The sequence below is a fragment of the Dysgonomonas sp. UBA7630 genome (assembly GCF_002483985.1).
Lineage (GTDB): Bacteria > Bacteroidota > Bacteroidia > Bacteroidales > Dysgonomonadaceae > Dysgonomonas.
In genome coordinates this window covers 26,825-44,309 of sequence record NZ_DLIY01000006.1, presented here as the reverse complement: position 1 = coordinate 44,309, position 17,485 = coordinate 26,825, and the positions used below count along the sequence as shown (strand labels likewise).

Below are 17,485 nucleotides of genomic sequence, written 5' to 3'. Positions count from 1 at the left end.
TCTAATCTATTGCATATATATATTTTTCTTTAAGTTTATGTACTTGCCAAATATAAATTATAACAGCTAATATTGTTGATGCAACATCAGCTAATGGTATTGAAATCCATACCCCATCCAATTGAAAAAAAAGAGGTAAAATGAATAACAGCGGTACTAGAAAAAGGAATTGCCGTGTTAGGCTTAAGATGATTGCTTTCGTCGGCATTCCTATAGATTGGAAAAAATTAGAAATGACCATTTGCAAACCACTAAGAGGTAATACAATCGTTATTATTTTTAAAACTCTAGAGGCTTTACTTGCCAATGTAGGACTAGGATTAAATGGACTGACTGCAATATCTGAAAAGAATAATCCACCCATCATACCGAGAAATCCGATACCGACACCGGCTTTTATTGCGTGATTTACTGTAGATATTACCCTTTCTATCTTCTGGGCTCCATAATTGTATCCAACGATGGGTTGCATTCCTTGTGTTAAACCAACAATGATGAGTACAATAATAAGATTTAATCTATTGGCTATTGAATATGCTTCTACAGCGATGCTGTCTCCGTAAGTACTTAACCTGTTATTTATAAAAAAGACAACAATGGAAGCTGCTACTTGCATCAGAAATGGAGAAACCCCGATACTCATTATAGCCCATACAATTTTTTTATCTAGACTTAACTTATGCTTATGTAGTGTTAATGTGTTATTTCTATCAAGAAAATGAATCATAAAGATAACGAAGGAGCTAAACGCGGCTATTGAAGTAGTAATTGCAGCACCTCTCATCCCCCATTCGAATATAAAAATGAAAATAGGTGCAATTATAATATTTAAAATAACACCAAATAGCATTATATACATTGCTTTTTGAGGATAACCCGACGCACGCATAACACTGCTCAATACGAACCCTAAATTCAGAAAGATACAACACGGCAGATAATAGATTAAAAACTCGCGAGCAAAATGATAAGTGTCTTGTGTTGCTCCGATTATATGTAATAGTGGATCGATAAAGATATAGGTTAGAAAGACGAAGAACCCTGTAAATAATATAATCAAAATAAGGGCATTACCTAGCACTCTATCCATCTTATCTTTGCAACCTTCACCCATATAAATAGCAATACGAGTGGCAGCACCTGTACCGACGAATGCTCCTAATGCAGTAAAGAATGTCATTATAGGAAAAACGAGTCCTAGCCCACCAATGGCATGATCTCCTAAATTAGGACCATGTCCAATATAAATACTATCCACAATATTGTAGATGGCAACAACTAAGGAACCGATAATAGCCGAAATGGAATATTCTCTCAGTAGTTTTGTTGTTTGTTCCGATTCTAATCTATTTAGTATAGACCCCATTATTTTATCTGATTACTAAATGTTATCCAGGCAAAACATTAGTAATGTATGTAAAGTCAATGTTAAAGAAAAAAGATATTTATAGTCTCAAGCCACAAACTTATATAAATATATTTTACTAAACAAATAAAAATAATTATTGAACAAAGAATAAAGCCCCTACAAATTATCTGAGAAGGAATCTAAATCTATGAAATTTATTGTTTTTTAATTTAAGGATATTATATCTACTTTCTTTTTGTATAGGTGCAAAAACATAAAAAGAACTCCTCTCTCACCAAGATAAATAGATCAGGTGAGAGAAGAGCATTTAGGGCTTTGTCTTATATATCTAAAAATATTAAATGAATAGATTTACATTCGCATTTTCTGCTCTATCGAGATAAGCGGCAACACCACCAATCGTAATATTATCTATTAATTCCTCTTTTTTTATACCCATTACATCCATCGACATAGAACATGCAATAAACTCTACACCATTGTCTAAAGCTTGTTGCATAAGGCTTTCAAGGCTATCTACATTTTTATTTTTCATGATGCTACGCATCATTTTACTACCGATTCCTCCCATATTCATTTGAGATAGGCCTAGTTTTTTGCTACTAGATGGCAACATCATGCCAAACATTTTTCCCATAAAGTCTTTTCTTACAGCAGGCTTTTTCTCCTTTTTTATTACATTCAGCCCCCAGAATGTAAAGAAGATACTTACTTTTTTACCCGTAGCTGCGGCACCATTAGCTATGACAAAGGAAGCTAGAGCTCTATCCAAATCGTCACTAAATACTATCAGCGTTTTATTATCTCTAGCGATAGCTGATGTGGTGCAAGAAGCGTCTTCTTTTGCTACCTTTTCTACAGTAGCAGTTATTACCCCACCCGAATTATTCATGCTTACCAGTTTTGCGCCAATCATACGACACCAGCCATTTAAGTCTTCACCAAAAGCCTGATCTGTAACGCTAATTTCGAGGCGGTCGCCTAGATTTATTTCATCGTAATTTTTCTTCAATTGCATGATCGGGCCAGGACACTGTAATCCACAAGCATCTATTTTGATTGTTTTAATTGTTGTACTTTCTTTATTTTCCATCTCTCCATCATCTTTAATAAGTGTATCACAAAGTCCTTCACTCGCTGTATTATCAGCAATAGCACAAGAGTAAGTCCGATATCCTCCCGAAAGATTATAAACGTCGGTATAACCATGTTGCATAAGAATCCGCGAGGCAATATATCCACGTAATCCAACAGCGCAATAAACTATAATCTTTTTATCTCTCGGCATTTCATTAAGACGACTTCTAATCTCATCGACTGGTATATTAATTGCACCTTCGATATGTCCAAAATCATATTCTTCCTTTGTACGTGAATCTATAATCATAGCCTTTGTTTTATCTATGCTGGGGATGTCACGCCATTGGATAATGTTTACTTTCCCTTTTAAAATATTCTCGGCTACAAATCCGGCCATATTTACCGGGTCTTTGGCTGACGAGTATGGGGGAGCATAAGCGTGTTCTATCTCCTGAAGATCATAAATTGTACCTCCATTTTTTATTACCTGTGCAAATAGGTCAATACGTTTATCAACCCCATCATAACCGACCACTTGAGCTCCCAACAATCTGCCATCTTCAGGAGAAAAAATTATTTTGATAGATAATGGTAGTGCTTCCGGATAATAGCCAGCATGCGAACTTCCGTGCGTATATGATGATATATGCTCTATCTTCTCTCTATTTAGTAATTTTGAAGAAGCTCCTGCTGCTGCGACAGTCAGATCAAAGACCTTAGCAATGGAAGTTCCTATAGTACCCTTATATGTATACTTATTCCCTTCTAAAATATTATCGGCCACTATACGAGCTTGTTTATTTGCCGGTCCAGCTAGGGGAACTAAAGTATGTTTATTGATAATTGGATTAAATACCTCTGTAGCGTCACCTAGAGCATATACGCTACCATCTGATGTCTGCATATAGTCATCAACCTTGATGCCTCCCATAGAGCCGAGTTGCAAGCCTGCGTCTTTAGCCAATTTTACTTCGGGACGAACTCCGATGCTTAATATAACCATATCTGCAGTAACACTTCCACCACTTTCCAATACGACGTTTATACCATCCTCAACTGATTCAAACTGTGCAACACCCTCCTCGAGCAAAAGAGATACATTTTTTTGAATAAGATGTCGGTGTACTATAGAAGCCATAGAAAAATCGATTGGAGCCATTACTTGGTTACTCTTTTCTATCAACGTTATATCTAATCCTGCATCATGTAGATTTTCCACCATTTCAAGACCTATAAAACCGCCGCCTATTACCACTGCTCTTTTGGGTTTATGTTGGTTTATATAGCTTTTTATTTTATCCATATCAGGCACATTCCTTAAGGAGAATATACGACTGTCTTCTATGCCCGGCATTGGAGGTTTGATAGGTTCTGCTCCTGTAGATATTATTAGTTTGTCATAACTTTCTGTATAATCTCTATTGGCTGCAATATCATGGACTTTTACTGTTTTATCTTTCAGGTTGACGCTTGTCACTTCGGATCTTACTCGGATATCTATATTGAAACGATTGATGAAACCATCTACTGTTTGTACAAACAATCTGTCTCGTTCACTAATTATACCGCCAATATAATAAGGAAGTCCACAGTTGGCATACGATACGTACTCTCCTCTTTCGAAGAGTATGATCTGAGCATCTTCGTCCATTCTTCTGAGTCGTGCAGCTGCTGTTGCTCCACCTGCCACACCTCCAATTATAAGTATTTTCATAATTTATATTATAAATATTTGTTATTAGCAATTATATGATTAAAAAATTATGCTGATATTTCTACCAGTTCTTTTATCAATGCAGATAAATTAATTTCATGTTTCATCATTTCTTTTATTTTCTTTCTCCCTTCCTCTGTCAAGGAAAAGATCATTTGTCTTTTATCTATTGAACCCATTTCTCGCAATATATACCCTTTTGTTTCTACAGTATTTATTATACGTGATACTCTGGAATTAGACAACCCCACAAATTCACAAATCTCATTTGCTGTTCTTGGCTTCTCATCCTTCATACAACATAAAACCATCCCTTCGTTAATGGTTATATTATTCTTTTCGGCAAACTCTTTCTCAAAAGTATAAAGAGACTTATATATATTTTTTAGTTTACAAATTGACTCCATTAAAATATTTGCTATTGGAAAATATTTGCAAAGAAAAATAATATTTTTCTATTGACAAAATGTATATGAATAATATTCTAAATTTTTCAAAAGATGAAAACACTCCAATTTTATCGCATACCATGCCTGCTATCTTTCTATTTAATATATGATTCTATGATTTANNATATGCTTTCTTCTAAAAAAAACAGCAATGCAAGACTCCCCAAGCATATCAAATAAATAAATTTATAAGCAAAAGTTGTATTTTCTAAATTTAATTATTCATCTTTATATCATCTAATTACAGAATTATATAATTTTTTAATGTTAAAATATCAAAAAGATGTAACCTTTTTTAATTTTTAGCGACATATATAGTAAATGTTTCTAGATACAATTTCGTGAAACTTTATCAAAAGTTAATTCTGTGTGGCAGTAGGTTCTTCAAATATAATAAACAACAGCGAACGTGATAAGAATAAATAGTTTAAACAAAACTTATTGGGGAAAATCACCTTTACATGTATTGAAAGGGATTAATATGGACGTGGAAAGAGGCGAGCTAGTCTCTATAATGGGAGCTTCCGGCTCAGGAAAATCCACCTTGCTTAATATTCTCGGAATTCTGGATACCTATGATACCGGTGAATATTATTTAGATAATGTCCTAATCAAAAATTTGAGTGAAACCCAAGCAGCTGAGTTGAGAAATAAGAAGATTGGTTTTATATTCCAATCCTTCAACCTGATTACATTCAAAAATGCTGTAGAAAACGTAGCGTTACCGCTATATTATCAGGGAGTTTCTCGAAAAAAACGTAATAGCATAGCTATGGAATATCTGGACAAGATGGGACTAGCGTCACATGCAAGCCATATGCCGAATGAGCTTTCAGGGGGGCAAAAGCAGCGTGTCGCAATTGCCCGCGCTCTAATAGCTCAACCTCAGATAATACTGGCAGATGAACCTACAGGAGCTCTAGATAGTAAGACTTCAAGAGATGTGATGCAATTACTTCGACAGATCAATAACGATGATGGTATAACTATGCTTATTGTAACCCATGAGCAATCTGTGGCTGATGCTACAGATCGAGTTATCCATATAAAGGATGGAATTATAGGTTCGATAGAAGTAAATGAGAACCCAGTAATAGCAATGTAAACCCGGATTACTTATGTTTGATTTTGATTCTATACGCGAAATATTTTCTACTATCGGCAAAAATAAGTTACGCACTTTTTTGACCAGTTTTGCAGTAGCATGGGGTATTTTTATGCTTATAATATTATTGGCTGCAGGTAATGGGTTAAAAAATGGTGTTACTTCAAACTTTTCACGCAGAGCACAAAATTCTGTCACATTGTGGCCAGGATGGACTTCAATGGCTTACAAGGGTCTTCCTACAAATAGACAAATAAAGTTTGATCAAAAAGATTATGATCTAATACGAAATAAGATACCGGAGGTAGAATATGTCTCTGTTCGGTTGAGCCAAAGAGTAACTCTATCTTATGAAAAAGAGTATGGTTCGTGGGATATAGACGGCGTTTCACAGGATGCTTCTATTATCAATAATCTGAAAGTTGCGAATGGGAATGGCCGATTTCTCAATAAAATGGATGTTGACAATCGCCGCAAAGTTATAGTTCTCAGCCCCGATATGAAAAAGGTATTATTTAAAGATAAAGATCCTATAGACCAATATGTGATTGCTGATAATAATATAGCTTATCAGGTGATTGGGGTTTATGATAATGAAGATATCTATGACAACAACCCTCCGGGTTATATTCCTTTCACAACAGCCCAGATGCTATATAACAAAGGTTATGGTTTTCGCAGGATTGATTTTACCGTAGTCGGATTGCCAACCAAAGAAGCAAACGAGAAATTTGTAGAAAGGCTCCGCCAACGAATGGGAACACTCCATAATTTTGACCCGGCGGACAGATCTGCATTGTATGTCCGCAATACGGCAGAAGACATGTTGGAAGCACAAAGTATATTCTTTATTATCACTGCTTTTATCATTGTCATCGGAATTGCTTCATTATTAGCTGGAATTGTTGGTGTAGGAAATATCATGCTTATAACTGTAAAAGAACGAACTAAAGAAATCGGTATTCGAAAGGCAATAGGAGCTACTCCTTTCTCTGTACTCAAGCTCATTATCTTTGAATCTATACTGATCACTACCGTAGCAGGTTACATTGGTATAGTCATTGGGGTTGGTATAACAGAAGGAATTAGTACAATTATGGCAAACGCGCCATCGGATGGTCCTTCAATATTCAAAGATCCAACAGTAGATTTATCCACTGTAATATGGGCAACAGTAGTTCTGATTGTTGCAGGAACAATTGCAGGTCTTATACCTGCCCTGAAAGCGACAAAAGTGAGTCCAATAGAAGCGATGAGAGCCGAATAATAAAAAACCAGAACATGTTTGATTTAGATAATTTACAAGAAATATGGGTAACGATCACTCGAAATAAGCTTCGAAGTTTTCTTACTTGCATAGGCGTTTCGTGGGGTATTTTTATGCTTATTATCCTTATAGGTATCGGATATAGCTTTCAAGGAGGTATCATGAAAAACGTAAGCGGATTTGCATCCAACTCCTGCTTCTTTTGGACAGATGTTACCAGTGAACCGTATAAAGGATTCCGTAAAGGACGTTTCTGGTCGATGAACAGAAAAGATGTTACGCTGATTAGAGAGAAAGCCCAATCAGTGGAATATATTTCTCCTGTACTCTTTGGAAATAGCGGAGATAAAAATGTTGTACGTGGACGAAAATCAGGATCGTATGGAACAAGAGGTATATATCCCGATCATTTCAATATAGAACAACAGCACATACTCATGGGGCGAGTATTCAACGAATTGGATATAGCGGGCACTCGCAAAGTATGTGTAATCGGACGAGAGGTTTATGAAACATTATTTCAGCCGGGGGAAAATCCCGAAGGACAATATATAAGAGTAAATGGGATATACTTTCAAGTAATTGGAGTGATTCGTCCTAAGTCGAACATGTCGATCGGCGGAGATGTAGAATCAACGGTTTTTATTCCATTCTCTACAATGCAACAGGCCTTTAATCAAGGAGACAAAGTCTATTTTATGGCATGTACAGCTAAACCGGGTTATCCAGCCTCTGTGGTAGAAGAAGAGGTTACAGCGATAATAAAAACAGCACATGACATATCTCCTACCGATGAAAAAGCCGTAGGTAGCTTCAATATAGAAAAACAATTTCAAATCTTCAACAACTTATTTTTAGGTATAGATTTTCTTATATGGTTTGTTGGAATAGGTGCTTTGTTATCCGGCATTATAGGTATCAGTAATATTATGCTGGTAACAGTACGTGAACGAACCCGTGAAATTGGAGTGAGACGTGCTATCGGTGCGAAGCCAATAACAATAGTGAAGCAGATTTTAAGTGAAAGCTTTGTTTTAACGACAATCGCCGGATTTGCAGGCTTTTTTGCAGGAATAGCACTCATAGAAATCATTAGCTACGTCATGAGCAAAAATATAAGTGATGATGTATTTCTCATACCACCGCTAGTTTCATTCTGGACAGCAATAGCTGCATTAGGAGTATTGATCATATCGGGTATACTTTCGGGATTGATGCCTGCAATGAGAGCACTACGCATAAAAGCAATCGATGCTATCAGAGAAGAATAATTTACTGTAAAGAATAAAAAATAGAAAATTAAATAATATGAAAGCTTTAAAAATTATTGGACTAGTATTTATCGGATTAATTTTCGTTGGTACATTATATTTTCTTTTTAGAAAATCACAACCGAAGAAGATTGTTTATGAAATATCAACTGTGGAATCGGGAGATATAGAAAACACCACTGTAGCAACAGGTAAGGTATCACCACGTGATGAAATTCTTATCAAACCTCAGATTTCCGGGATTGTATCGGAGGTGCTGAAAGAAGCCGGTGATTTTGTAAAAGAAGGAGAAATTATTGCTACGGTAAAAGTAATACCTGAAGTCTCTCAGCTGAATAGTGCTGAATCGAGAGTTAATGTTGCTCGCATCAACCTAAACCAGATAAAAGCAGAATATGACAGGCAAAAGCAGCTTTTTGGGAAAGGTGTAATAGCCAAGGAAGAGATGGATAAATCGGAAGCAGACTACAAAAAAGCTGTAGAAGAGCTCGATAACTCTAAAGATAATTTAGACATTGTAAAAAATGGGATTTCTAAAAAAACAGCACAATACAGTAATACTCAGATCAGATCTACTATTACTGGTATGATATTAGATGTTCCTATTAAAGTCGGAAACTCTGTTATTCAGGCCAATACATTTAATGATGGTACTACTATAGCTAGTGTAGCCAACATGAACGATATGATCTTTATTGGAAAAGTAGACGAAACCGAAGTCGGACGTATACATACTGGTATGCCAATGAAACTATCTGTAGGTGCTATAGAAAACAAAAAATTTGATGCTGTTCTAGAATATATCGCACCAAAAGGAGTTGAAGAAAACGGAGCCATTCTTTTTGAAATAAAAGCAGCAGCACGTATCCCTGACACAGTCGTTATTCGTGCCGGATACAGCGCAAATGCAGAAATCGTATTATCTAAAGCTGAGAAAGTATTATCTATACCGGAAAGTACAATTACATTCAGTAATGACTCTGCGTATGTTTACGTTCTAAAAGATTCTATTGAACAATTATTTGATAAAAAACTAATTACTACAGGATTATCTGACGGAATAAAAGTAGAAGTAAAATCCGGGTTGAAGAAGGGGGATAAGATCAGAGGAAACGAAATTTCAGATAAATCTAAAAAAGCAGCTCAAAAATAGACGGATAGGATAATAAATACAATTATGAAAAAAACAATAATACTCTGTGTCCTATTAAGTTTCTGTTTTACGATACAAGCACAAACGGTAAGAAAAAGGACATATGTAGAAAAGGCTGAGCCTCGTTCTGAAAAGATATTAGAAGAGACGGCAGATTCAACTAAAATATCAGAAGAACGCACGGCAGAACCCGTACAAGTAAAAACTCAACTTTTTACTCAAGGAACCGGGAAGTGGACATTGAAACAATGTGTTGATTATGCTGTAGAAAATAATATCGACCTTCGACAACAATCTCTGAATGTAAAAAGTGCAGAAATAGATCTGAGTACATCAAAGAATAGTCGGTTGCCAAATTTAAACGGAAATATTGGACAAGATTTTAACTTTGGACGCTCTATCAGAACCACAACAAATACTGTGGGTACAGGAAATACAGGCTCCACGAGCTTTGGCATATCAACATCGGTTCCAATATTTACAGGATTTCGTATTCCAAATCAAATTAAATCGGATGAATTAAATTTGCAAGCTGCTGTTGAAGGATTGAAAAAAGCAAAAGAAAATCTTGAACTACAAGTAGTATCGTTATATCTAGATGTGCTTTTCAAAAAAGAGATTCTAAGAGCATATAAAGATCAAGTATCGTATAGTTCTCAACAGGTAGAACGCACACAGTTGTTACTTGAAGCTGGAAAGGTTCCGTCATCACAATTGTACGATATCAAAGCACAGTTGGCTAAAGATGAACTAAATGTGACTATGGCAAATAATGACCTTGATTTATCTCTGCTAAATCTGTCACAATCACTAAATTTGCCAACAACTAAAGATTTTGACATAGAAGAACCTAATTTAGGAGATGTTGTATATGATAATATGTCTAGTATAATACCACCCGATCAGGTTTACACTATGGCATTAGAAACAAAACCCCATGTTAAAGAGGCTCAGTATAAGCTAGAAAGTTCACAAAAACAACTGAAAGTTGCCCAGTCCGGGTACTATCCTACTTTAGACATGACTATGCGCTATGGCAGCGGATTTGATCGTATATATAAAAAAGGAATAGATCAGGAAAGCATATCGAAACAACTTAGTCAAAATCAGACTAAGTATATAGGCTTCTCACTTAATATCCCGATCTTCAATCGCTTCCAAACGCGTAACCAAGTGCGTAGCGCGCGATTAAATATAGAGAATCAGAATCTAGCGTTAGACAATGTAAAGCTAGCCTTATACAAGGAAATACAGCAAGCATATCAGAGTGCTGTCGCAGCTCAGGCTAAATACGGTTCTACGGATAAAGCCTACGATGCAGCGGAAGAGTCTTTCAAGTATGCACAAGAAAGATACGAAATAGGAAAATCTACTGTTTTTGAATTTAATGAAGCGAAAACTAAATTATTGACAAGTAGATCAGAACAGATTCAAGCGAAGTATGATTTCCTTTTTAGAAGTAAAATATTAGATTTCTACCAAGGAAAACCTATAGATTTGGAATAATTGAGTTTAATGTAGAATCAAGTGCTATCAGATTCCGTGAAATTATCTTAAGTTTCACGGAATTTTTATTTTAAAAACATGCCTTTAGAGTCAATTCTCTAGCGAAAAAATTATATATTTGTATAAAGCTTATATATAAATTAACACCATTAACTAAAACCTATAATGAAAGAGTTTTTTGCTAATATGGATGGCACTCAACAGTTTTATTGGTATATAGCCATCGGAGCGAGTGTAATATTTATTATACAAACAATAATGACCTTTGTTGGAGCCGATGCGGATACAGGTGTTGATGCAGATTTTGATGGAAATTTAGACGGCGGAGATTCTCCTTTTCAGCTTTTTTCTCTTCGAAACCTAATTAATTTTCTTCTCGGATTTGGATGGGCTGGAGTATCACTTTACAATGTTATAGAAAACAATATTCTTTTAGCTATTGTCGCATTTTTGGTAGGAGTACTCTTCATTGCATTCTTTTTCTTTATTATGCGAGCGTTACTAAAACTATCAGAAGATAATAGCTTTAAAATAGAAGATACAATAGGTAAAACCGCAGATGTTTATCTTTCTATTCCTGCGGCAAAAACAGGAAAAGGAAAGGTCTTTATTAGTGTTAGGGGATCTACTCATGAACTTTCAGCTATCACCAACAGCGTTGATGAAATCAAAAACGGGTCATTAGTAAAGGTTGTAGGTATAGAAGGAGATATATTAATTGTTACTCCTTTAACTCTCTAACAACTATTCTTTGATTGAACAAATACAATAAATTTTAAAATAAAACTCTTATTATGGAAGGATTATTTGAAGGAACAGGAGTTCTTTTTGTAGTGGCTATAATTGTAATATTTGTCCTCATTATGACAATGGTATCTAGGTACAAGCGTTGTCCGTCGGACAAAATATTAGTTGTATATGGCAAAACAGGAGGAGCTTCAGCCAAATGTATACACGGTGGAGGTGCTTTTATCTGGCCGGTAGTACAAGATTTTGCTTATTTAGACTTGAAGCCGATATCTATCGAGGCCAATCTGACTAGTGCATTGAGTAAACAGAACATTAGAGTCGATGTACCATGTCGATTTACTATTGCGATTTCTACCGAGAAGGAGAATATGAATAATGCGGCAGAGAGATTATTAGGTTTGACCACTTCGCAGATACAAGAATTGGCGAAAGATATCTTATTCGGTCAGCTTCGTTTGGTTATTGCCACAATGATGATTGAAGAAATCAACTCGGATCGTGATAAATTCCTGGATAATATTTCTAAAAATGTAGATACCGAATTACGTAAAATTGGTCTTAAGTTAATCAACGTAAACGTAACTGATATCAATGATGAATCAGGTTATATAGAAGCTCTAGGGAAAGAAGCTGCTGCTAAAGCCATCAATGAGGCGAAAGTGAGTGTAGCTGAACAAGAAAAAATGGGTGAAACAGGAAAGGCTGTAGCCGATAGACTTCGTGATGTACAAATAGCCGAAACACATCGGGATAGAGATGTGCAGATAGCTATAGCTCAGAAGGACAAAGAGGTTAGCATTGCCGGAGCATTCAGAGATGAGTCGATTGGTAAAGCTGAAGCAACGAGAGATACTCGTGTAAAAACGGCTGAAGCAAATGCTGTAGCAGTAAAAGGAGAGAATATTGCAAAAATAGAAATTGCAGGCTCCGATGCTCTACGTCGTGAAAAGGAAGCAGAAGCCTTGAGACTTGCTGTTTCGTCCGAGAAAGTACAAGAAGCAAAAGCTTTGGAAGAAGCATATCAGGCAGAACAACGAGCCGAGTTGGCTCGTTCTGAAAGAGAACGTTCTACTCAAATAGCCAACGTTGTAATTCCGGCTGAGATAGAGAAACAAAAGATCATTATTGAAGCTCAAGCTAAGGCTGAACAGTTGAGAGAACAAGCTCGAGGTGAGGCTGATGCTATATTTGCCAAAATGGATGCAGAAGCTCGAGGATTGTATGAAATACTATCAAAACAAGCGGAAGGTTATAAAGGTGTTGTAAATGCAGCCGGAGGCGATCCTGTAGCGGCATATCAGTTACTACTGATAGAAAAGCTTCCTGAACTGGTGAAAACTCAGGTTGAAGCGATCAAGAATCTTAAAATTGATAAGATTACTGTTTGGGATTCGTCAGGTAACAATAGCAATGGTCAAACAACTACAGCTAATTTTGTTTCAGGTCTTATGAAGTCTGTTCCTCCACTCAATGATTTATTCAAGATGGCCGGAATGAATCTTCCTTCGTACTTGAAAGGCGATGCAGAGAAAGCCGGTATTACCATCCCTCTTGCGCATCCTATAGAAGATGAAGACAAGAACCAAAAGGAAGAAACGAAGAAAGATAAATAAAAGCAAATAAAGACCATTCTTAAAATATAGAATGGTCTTTATTTTTAATCTATTCTTCTAAAAAAGAAGCCCTGTGCTTTATATACACAAGGGCTGCTTAGCAACTATAATAAAAAACACTAGATTTTAGCTCACGCTAAAGTTATTTCTTTATCCAAGTATACATCTTGTATTGTATTTATCAATTCAATACCTTCTTTCATTGGACGCTGAAAAGCTTTACGACCACAAATTAAGCCCATACCCCCTGCTCGCTTATTAACTACGGCTGTATAAACTGCATCTTTAAGGTCTGACGCCCCATGCGATTCACCACCGGAGTTAATTAGACCAACACGCCCCATGTAGCCATTTATAACTTGATAACGGCATAAATCGATAGGATGATCACTAGACAATTCGGTATACATACGTTCGTCCCACTTCGCAAAGTTAATAGCTTTGAATCCACCGTTATTCGTTGGAAGTTTTTGCTTAACTATATCTGCTTTTATTGTGACCCCTATATGGTTAGCCTGAGAAGATAGGTCTGCAGCACTATGATAATCGACTCCATCTTTCTTGAATGAGCTATTTCTTAGATAGCACCAAAGTATGGTTGCCATACCCAATTCGTGCGCATATTCAAAGGCTTTGGAAATATCGACTATTTGCCTGCGGCTTTCTTCAGAACCAAAATATATTGTTGCACCTACAGCGGTAGCTCCCATATTCCATGCTTCTTTTATAGTACCAAAAAGCACTTGGTCGTATGTATTGGGGTATGTTAGCAGTTCATTATGATTAATTTTTACCACAAACGGTATTTTATGCGCATATTTTCGGGCTACTGACCCTAATATTCCATAAGTAGAAGCCACAGCACTACATCCCGATTCTATAGCAAGTTTTACTATATTTTCTGAATCAAAATAAATAGGATTTGGAGCAAATGAAGCCCCTGCCGTATGTTCAATATCCTGATCTACCGGCAAAATAGACAAATAACCCGTATTAGCAAGCCTGCCATGACTAAATAGTCTTTGCAAACTGTTTAGTGTAGGAATGTTACGATCCGAATCTATCCAAACATTATCTATCGCATTTGGACTTGGCGCATGTATAAGAGATTTGTCAACTGTCTTGCTTACATGCCCAAGAAGAAACTCACTTTGATCGCCTAAAATGTTTATAATTTTTGAATTAGCCATAATATATAAGTTTTGTATTTAGATTATGAATAATCAATCATGTTACTTTATATAGAACAACCCGATTAAGATTATGTTTAAAAATACGACACATATGTATACCGTATCAAAAGATTATTTAACATACATAAACTACATCTACCTTATCATATTAACTGAAAACTTAAATTTAATCTTTATCTTTGTTTGTTTCGTATCAAGAAACACTCTCTTTTTGTATTAATTTAACCATATATAAAACATTATGCTACATGAATTTACGCTTTCCAGAGGAAGAGCAATGATCAATTTTACATTAAAATATTGCGACACAAAGCAAAAACTTCTTAATAGCTATGGTTTTCGACGAGTAGTTGATTCTTTTATAAAACAATTTCTTAAGAAAGAAGAAGTTGTGATTTTCGATTATTATATTGAACATTTTGGCTCAGAAGACAATCTTGTAGATGCTTTTATCGAAGTATTTAAACTACTTACTGTATTTGAAATTGAAGAAGTTGTAGCTGTAGATAACAAGTATTCAAAATTCTTTGAAGATAAAGATCTATTTATAGAAGTTACAGAATTGCTTTTTGAATATTGGAAAAGACTTGAGAGATATACAATCGTAAGAAATAACAGGCTGGGTGAAGGCCTACAAAATGTTCGTTTTATTCAGGCCAATGATATGTTTAACGATCTCATATTATCAACAGGTCGTAGAATACAAACAACAGTGGTAGGAAGGGAATCCCGTATTTTTCGTCAATCTATAGCCGGAGCTAATGCCGGTCTGACATTAAACGATGTAAACTGGAATTGCCCGATCGAATATAAAGGGTTAACATCAATACCTTTTATTAGTACAGTAGTATTCCATCCCCCATATATATCTTATACTAAGAGAAATACACGTGATGGAATTTTCCAAGAGCATCAACAAAATCCGATTGAAAATCTTGTGTTAAACGAAGACGACTGGTTCGTATTTCCGGCTAAAGTGGGTAACATGCTGACCTTCGTTTATTTCCATAAAGATTTTATGGTACATGGTGTAGGGCTGTCTAATCTTTTTGAAATAGCGACAGAAAATGAATATATAGGGAAAAAACCAGATATGATATACATATTCGGTTATCCTGATGGTCATGAAGAGAAACGTACCTTCTATTATAAAGATAAAAAGAATGATATACTGATTGGATATGCAAACTATTGCGACGATATAGATTATTTCGGTTATATGAAGAAAATGCTTCTTACATTACATAATGTGAAGCAAATTGAGAATAAAAGACTACCTATACACGGCGCTATGGTGAACATTGTTCTTCGTAATGGAAAAGAATCCAATATAATTATCATGGGTGATAGTGGTGCGGGTAAATCGGAAAGTCTTGAGGCTTTCAGAACTTTAAATGAAAACTATATCCGTCATATGCGTGTCATTTTTGATGATATGGGTTATCTTAAGAAAGAAGAAGATGGTACTATCAAAGCATATGGAACCGAGATTGGAGCGTTTGTAAGGGTAGATGATCTCGATCCGGCTTATGCCTTCGCTCAATTGGATAGAGGTGTTTATACCAATATGGATAGAGTAAATGCTCGTGTTACAATTCCTATATCGACATATGAAATCATATCCAGAGGATATCCGATAGATTATTTCCTATATGCCAATAATTACAATGAGGCCGAAAAGAAAATCCTCTTGTATAACGATTTGGATAAAGCTATTTCAATATTTGAAGATGGAGCACGTAAAGCAAAAGGAACGACAACAGAAAAAGGACTTGTAAAATCTTATTTTGCAAATCCATTTGGACCTGTTCAAGAACGAGAAGCGACCGAAAAGCTTGTACGCTCATATTTTAGTGATATGAAAAAAGCCGGAGTAAAAATAGGAGAAATACACACGTCTCTGGCAATTGAAGGTAAAGCAAAAGATGGCCCGCGCGAGGCAGCCGAAGAGCTTTTCTCTTTGATTAATGAATAATAAATTATATATTTACAAAGCCTCTCGACTCATTATCAGAGGCTTTGTGTATATTTTATAATTCAGAATCAAAAAGAAATCATGAAAAAACTGAAGTTAACGCTGATCCTTTCTATCTATGTTTTATCCTGTTTTTCACTGCTTGGACAAAATTACCCTTTCCAAAACACCAACCTCTCTATTGATGAACGAGTCAACGACTTAGTGTCAAAATTAACATTAGAAGAGAAGGTTGCCCAGATGTTAAATAATACACCTGCAATAGAGCGGCTCAATATTCCGGCATACAATTGGTGGAACGAATGTCTGCATGGAATAGGCAGAACTGATTATAAAGTAACAGTTTTCCCTCAGGCTATAGGTATGGCCGCAGCTTGGAATAAAGAGTTGATGAAAGAGGTTGCTTCTGCTATATCAGACGAAGGACGTGCTATATATAACGATGCCACATCAATAGGCAATAGAGAAATATATTACGGATTAACATATTGGACTCCTAATATTAACATATTCAGAGATCCACGNNACAAGAGACTTATGGCGAAGATCCCTTCTTAACCGGGGTATTAGGAAAGTCTTTTGTTGCCGGATTGCAAGGAGACGATACTAAATATCTAAAAGCTGCAGCTTGTGCCAAACATTATGCTGTACATAGCGGCCCCGAAAATACGCGTCATACTTTCAATACATTTGTTACTGACTATGATTTATGGGATACTTACCTCCCTGCATTTCGGAATTTAGTAGTAGAAGCAAAAGTTGCAGGAGTGATGTGTGCATATAATGCTTATAATGGTGAACCTTGCTGTGGCAATAATTTTCTGATGCAAGAGATACTACGCGAAAAATGGAACTTCACGGGCTATGTAACATCGGATTGTGGTGCAATTGACGATTTCTATCAACATCACAAAACGCATCCGGATGCTAAATATGCAGCAGCTGATGCCGTATACAACGGAACGGATATAGATTGTGGAAACGAAGCTTATAAGGCTCTTGTAGATGCTGTGAAGGCCGGTATAATAACAGAAAAGCAA

The 17,485-nt window shown here is 35.9% G+C and carries 13 protein-coding genes (1 of these 13 only partly in view); 9 read left to right on the top strand and 4 right to left on the bottom strand.

The features are described 5' to 3' along the window. Position 1: 1 nt before the first annotated feature. The 3 genes from B3P17_RS02755 to B3P17_RS02745 form a co-directional block, all read right to left on the bottom strand. Positions 2-1,366: an MATE family efflux transporter gene (locus B3P17_RS02755; RefSeq protein ID WP_252637337.1), complete on the bottom strand. Its 1,365-nt coding sequence runs from the start codon at positions 1,364-1,366 to the stop codon at positions 2-4. 340 nt (positions 1,367-1,706) lie between these two features. Beyond that, entirely contained in the window at positions 1,707-4,163 is a 2,457-nt protein-coding gene (locus tag B3P17_RS02750) for a DsrE/DsrF/DrsH-like family protein (protein WP_252637336.1), read from the bottom strand. 47 nt (positions 4,164-4,210) lie between these two features. Beyond that, a complete protein-coding gene (locus B3P17_RS02745) occupies positions 4,211-4,570 on the bottom strand; it encodes a MarR family winged helix-turn-helix transcriptional regulator (protein WP_135106387.1) in 360 nt (119 codons plus the stop codon). Positions 4,571-5,021: 451 nt separating this feature from the next. On the opposite strand from B3P17_RS02745, the gene B3P17_RS02740 reads away from it, so the two are divergent. From B3P17_RS02740 to B3P17_RS02710, 7 genes are all read left to right on the top strand, one after another. After that, positions 5,022-5,717, top strand: coding sequence for an ABC transporter ATP-binding protein (locus B3P17_RS02740; protein ID WP_252637334.1), 696 nt, complete (start codon positions 5,022-5,024; stop codon positions 5,715-5,717). 13 nt (positions 5,718-5,730) lie between these two features. Beyond that, entirely contained in the window at positions 5,731-6,984 is a 1,254-nt protein-coding gene (locus tag B3P17_RS02735; protein ID WP_252637332.1) for an ABC transporter permease, read from the top strand. A 14-nt stretch (positions 6,985-6,998) separates the two neighbouring features. Next, complete coding sequence (locus B3P17_RS02730) at positions 6,999-8,255, top strand: ABC transporter permease (protein WP_291103178.1); 1,257 nt, start codon at positions 6,999-7,001, stop codon at positions 8,253-8,255. A gap of 37 nt (positions 8,256-8,292) precedes the next feature. Continuing rightward, the gene (locus B3P17_RS02725; protein ID WP_252637330.1) at positions 8,293-9,408 is read left to right on the top strand and encodes an efflux RND transporter periplasmic adaptor subunit; all 1,116 of its coding nucleotides are present in this window, start codon (positions 8,293-8,295) and stop codon (positions 9,406-9,408) included. A 24-nt stretch (positions 9,409-9,432) separates the two neighbouring features. After that, entirely contained in the window at positions 9,433-10,914 is a 1,482-nt protein-coding gene (locus B3P17_RS02720) for a TolC family protein (RefSeq protein WP_252637328.1), read from the top strand. Between the two features lie 165 nt (positions 10,915-11,079). Next, positions 11,080-11,655: an NfeD family protein gene (locus B3P17_RS02715; protein ID WP_135106399.1), complete on the top strand. Its 576-nt coding sequence runs from the start codon at positions 11,080-11,082 to the stop codon at positions 11,653-11,655. Positions 11,656-11,708: 53 nt separating this feature from the next. After that, the gene (locus B3P17_RS02710) at positions 11,709-13,277 is read left to right on the top strand and encodes a flotillin family protein (RefSeq protein ID WP_252637326.1); all 1,569 of its coding nucleotides are present in this window, start codon (positions 11,709-11,711) and stop codon (positions 13,275-13,277) included. Positions 13,278-13,408: 131 nt separating this feature from the next. Here the strand turns inward: B3P17_RS02710 and B3P17_RS02705 are convergent, their stop codons facing one another. Then, a complete protein-coding gene (locus tag B3P17_RS02705) occupies positions 13,409-14,467 on the bottom strand; it encodes a class I fructose-bisphosphate aldolase (protein ID WP_291103170.1) in 1,059 nt (352 codons plus the stop codon). Between the two features lie 244 nt (positions 14,468-14,711). On the opposite strand from B3P17_RS02705, the gene B3P17_RS02700 reads away from it, so the two are divergent. Next, the gene (locus tag B3P17_RS02700; RefSeq protein WP_252637324.1) at positions 14,712-16,445 is read left to right on the top strand and encodes a phosphoenolpyruvate carboxykinase; all 1,734 of its coding nucleotides are present in this window, start codon (positions 14,712-14,714) and stop codon (positions 16,443-16,445) included. A gap of 509 nt (positions 16,446-16,954) precedes the next feature. Continuing rightward, positions 16,955-17,485, top strand: partial view of a glycoside hydrolase family 3 protein gene (locus B3P17_RS15850; protein ID WP_414647329.1) — the 5' portion only. 30 nt of this gene lie beyond the right edge of the window; 531 of the gene's 561 nt are visible here — the first part of the coding sequence; the start codon lies at positions 16,955-16,957; its stop codon lies beyond the right edge, outside the window.

What these genes read in the sequence shown, in the direction of transcription:
- B3P17_RS02755 (WP_252637337.1), bottom strand. Translation starts at nt 1,366, where the DNA reads ATGGGGTCTATACTAAATAGATTAGAATCGGAACAAACAACAAAACTA.
- B3P17_RS02750 (WP_252637336.1), bottom strand. Translation starts at nt 4,163, where the DNA reads ATGAAAATACTTATAATTGGAGGTGTGGCAGGTGGAGCAACAGCAGCT.
- B3P17_RS02745 (WP_135106387.1), bottom strand. Translation starts at nt 4,570, where the DNA reads ATGGAGTCAATTTGTAAACTAAAAAATATATATAAGTCTCTTTATACT.
- B3P17_RS02735 (WP_252637332.1), top strand. Translation starts at nt 5,731, where the DNA reads ATGTTTGATTTTGATTCTATACGCGAAATATTTTCTACTATCGGCAAA.
- B3P17_RS02730 (WP_291103178.1), top strand. Translation starts at nt 6,999, where the DNA reads ATGTTTGATTTAGATAATTTACAAGAAATATGGGTAACGATCACTCGA.
- B3P17_RS02725 (WP_252637330.1), top strand. Translation starts at nt 8,293, where the DNA reads ATGAAAGCTTTAAAAATTATTGGACTAGTATTTATCGGATTAATTTTC.
- B3P17_RS02720 (WP_252637328.1), top strand. Translation starts at nt 9,433, where the DNA reads ATGAAAAAAACAATAATACTCTGTGTCCTATTAAGTTTCTGTTTTACG.
- B3P17_RS02715 (WP_135106399.1), top strand. Translation starts at nt 11,080, where the DNA reads ATGAAAGAGTTTTTTGCTAATATGGATGGCACTCAACAGTTTTATTGG.
- B3P17_RS02710 (WP_252637326.1), top strand. Translation starts at nt 11,709, where the DNA reads ATGGAAGGATTATTTGAAGGAACAGGAGTTCTTTTTGTAGTGGCTATA.
- B3P17_RS02705 (WP_291103170.1), bottom strand. Translation starts at nt 14,467, where the DNA reads ATGGCTAATTCAAAAATTATAAACATTTTAGGCGATCAAAGTGAGTTT.
- B3P17_RS02700 (WP_252637324.1), top strand. Translation starts at nt 14,712, where the DNA reads ATGCTACATGAATTTACGCTTTCCAGAGGAAGAGCAATGATCAATTTT.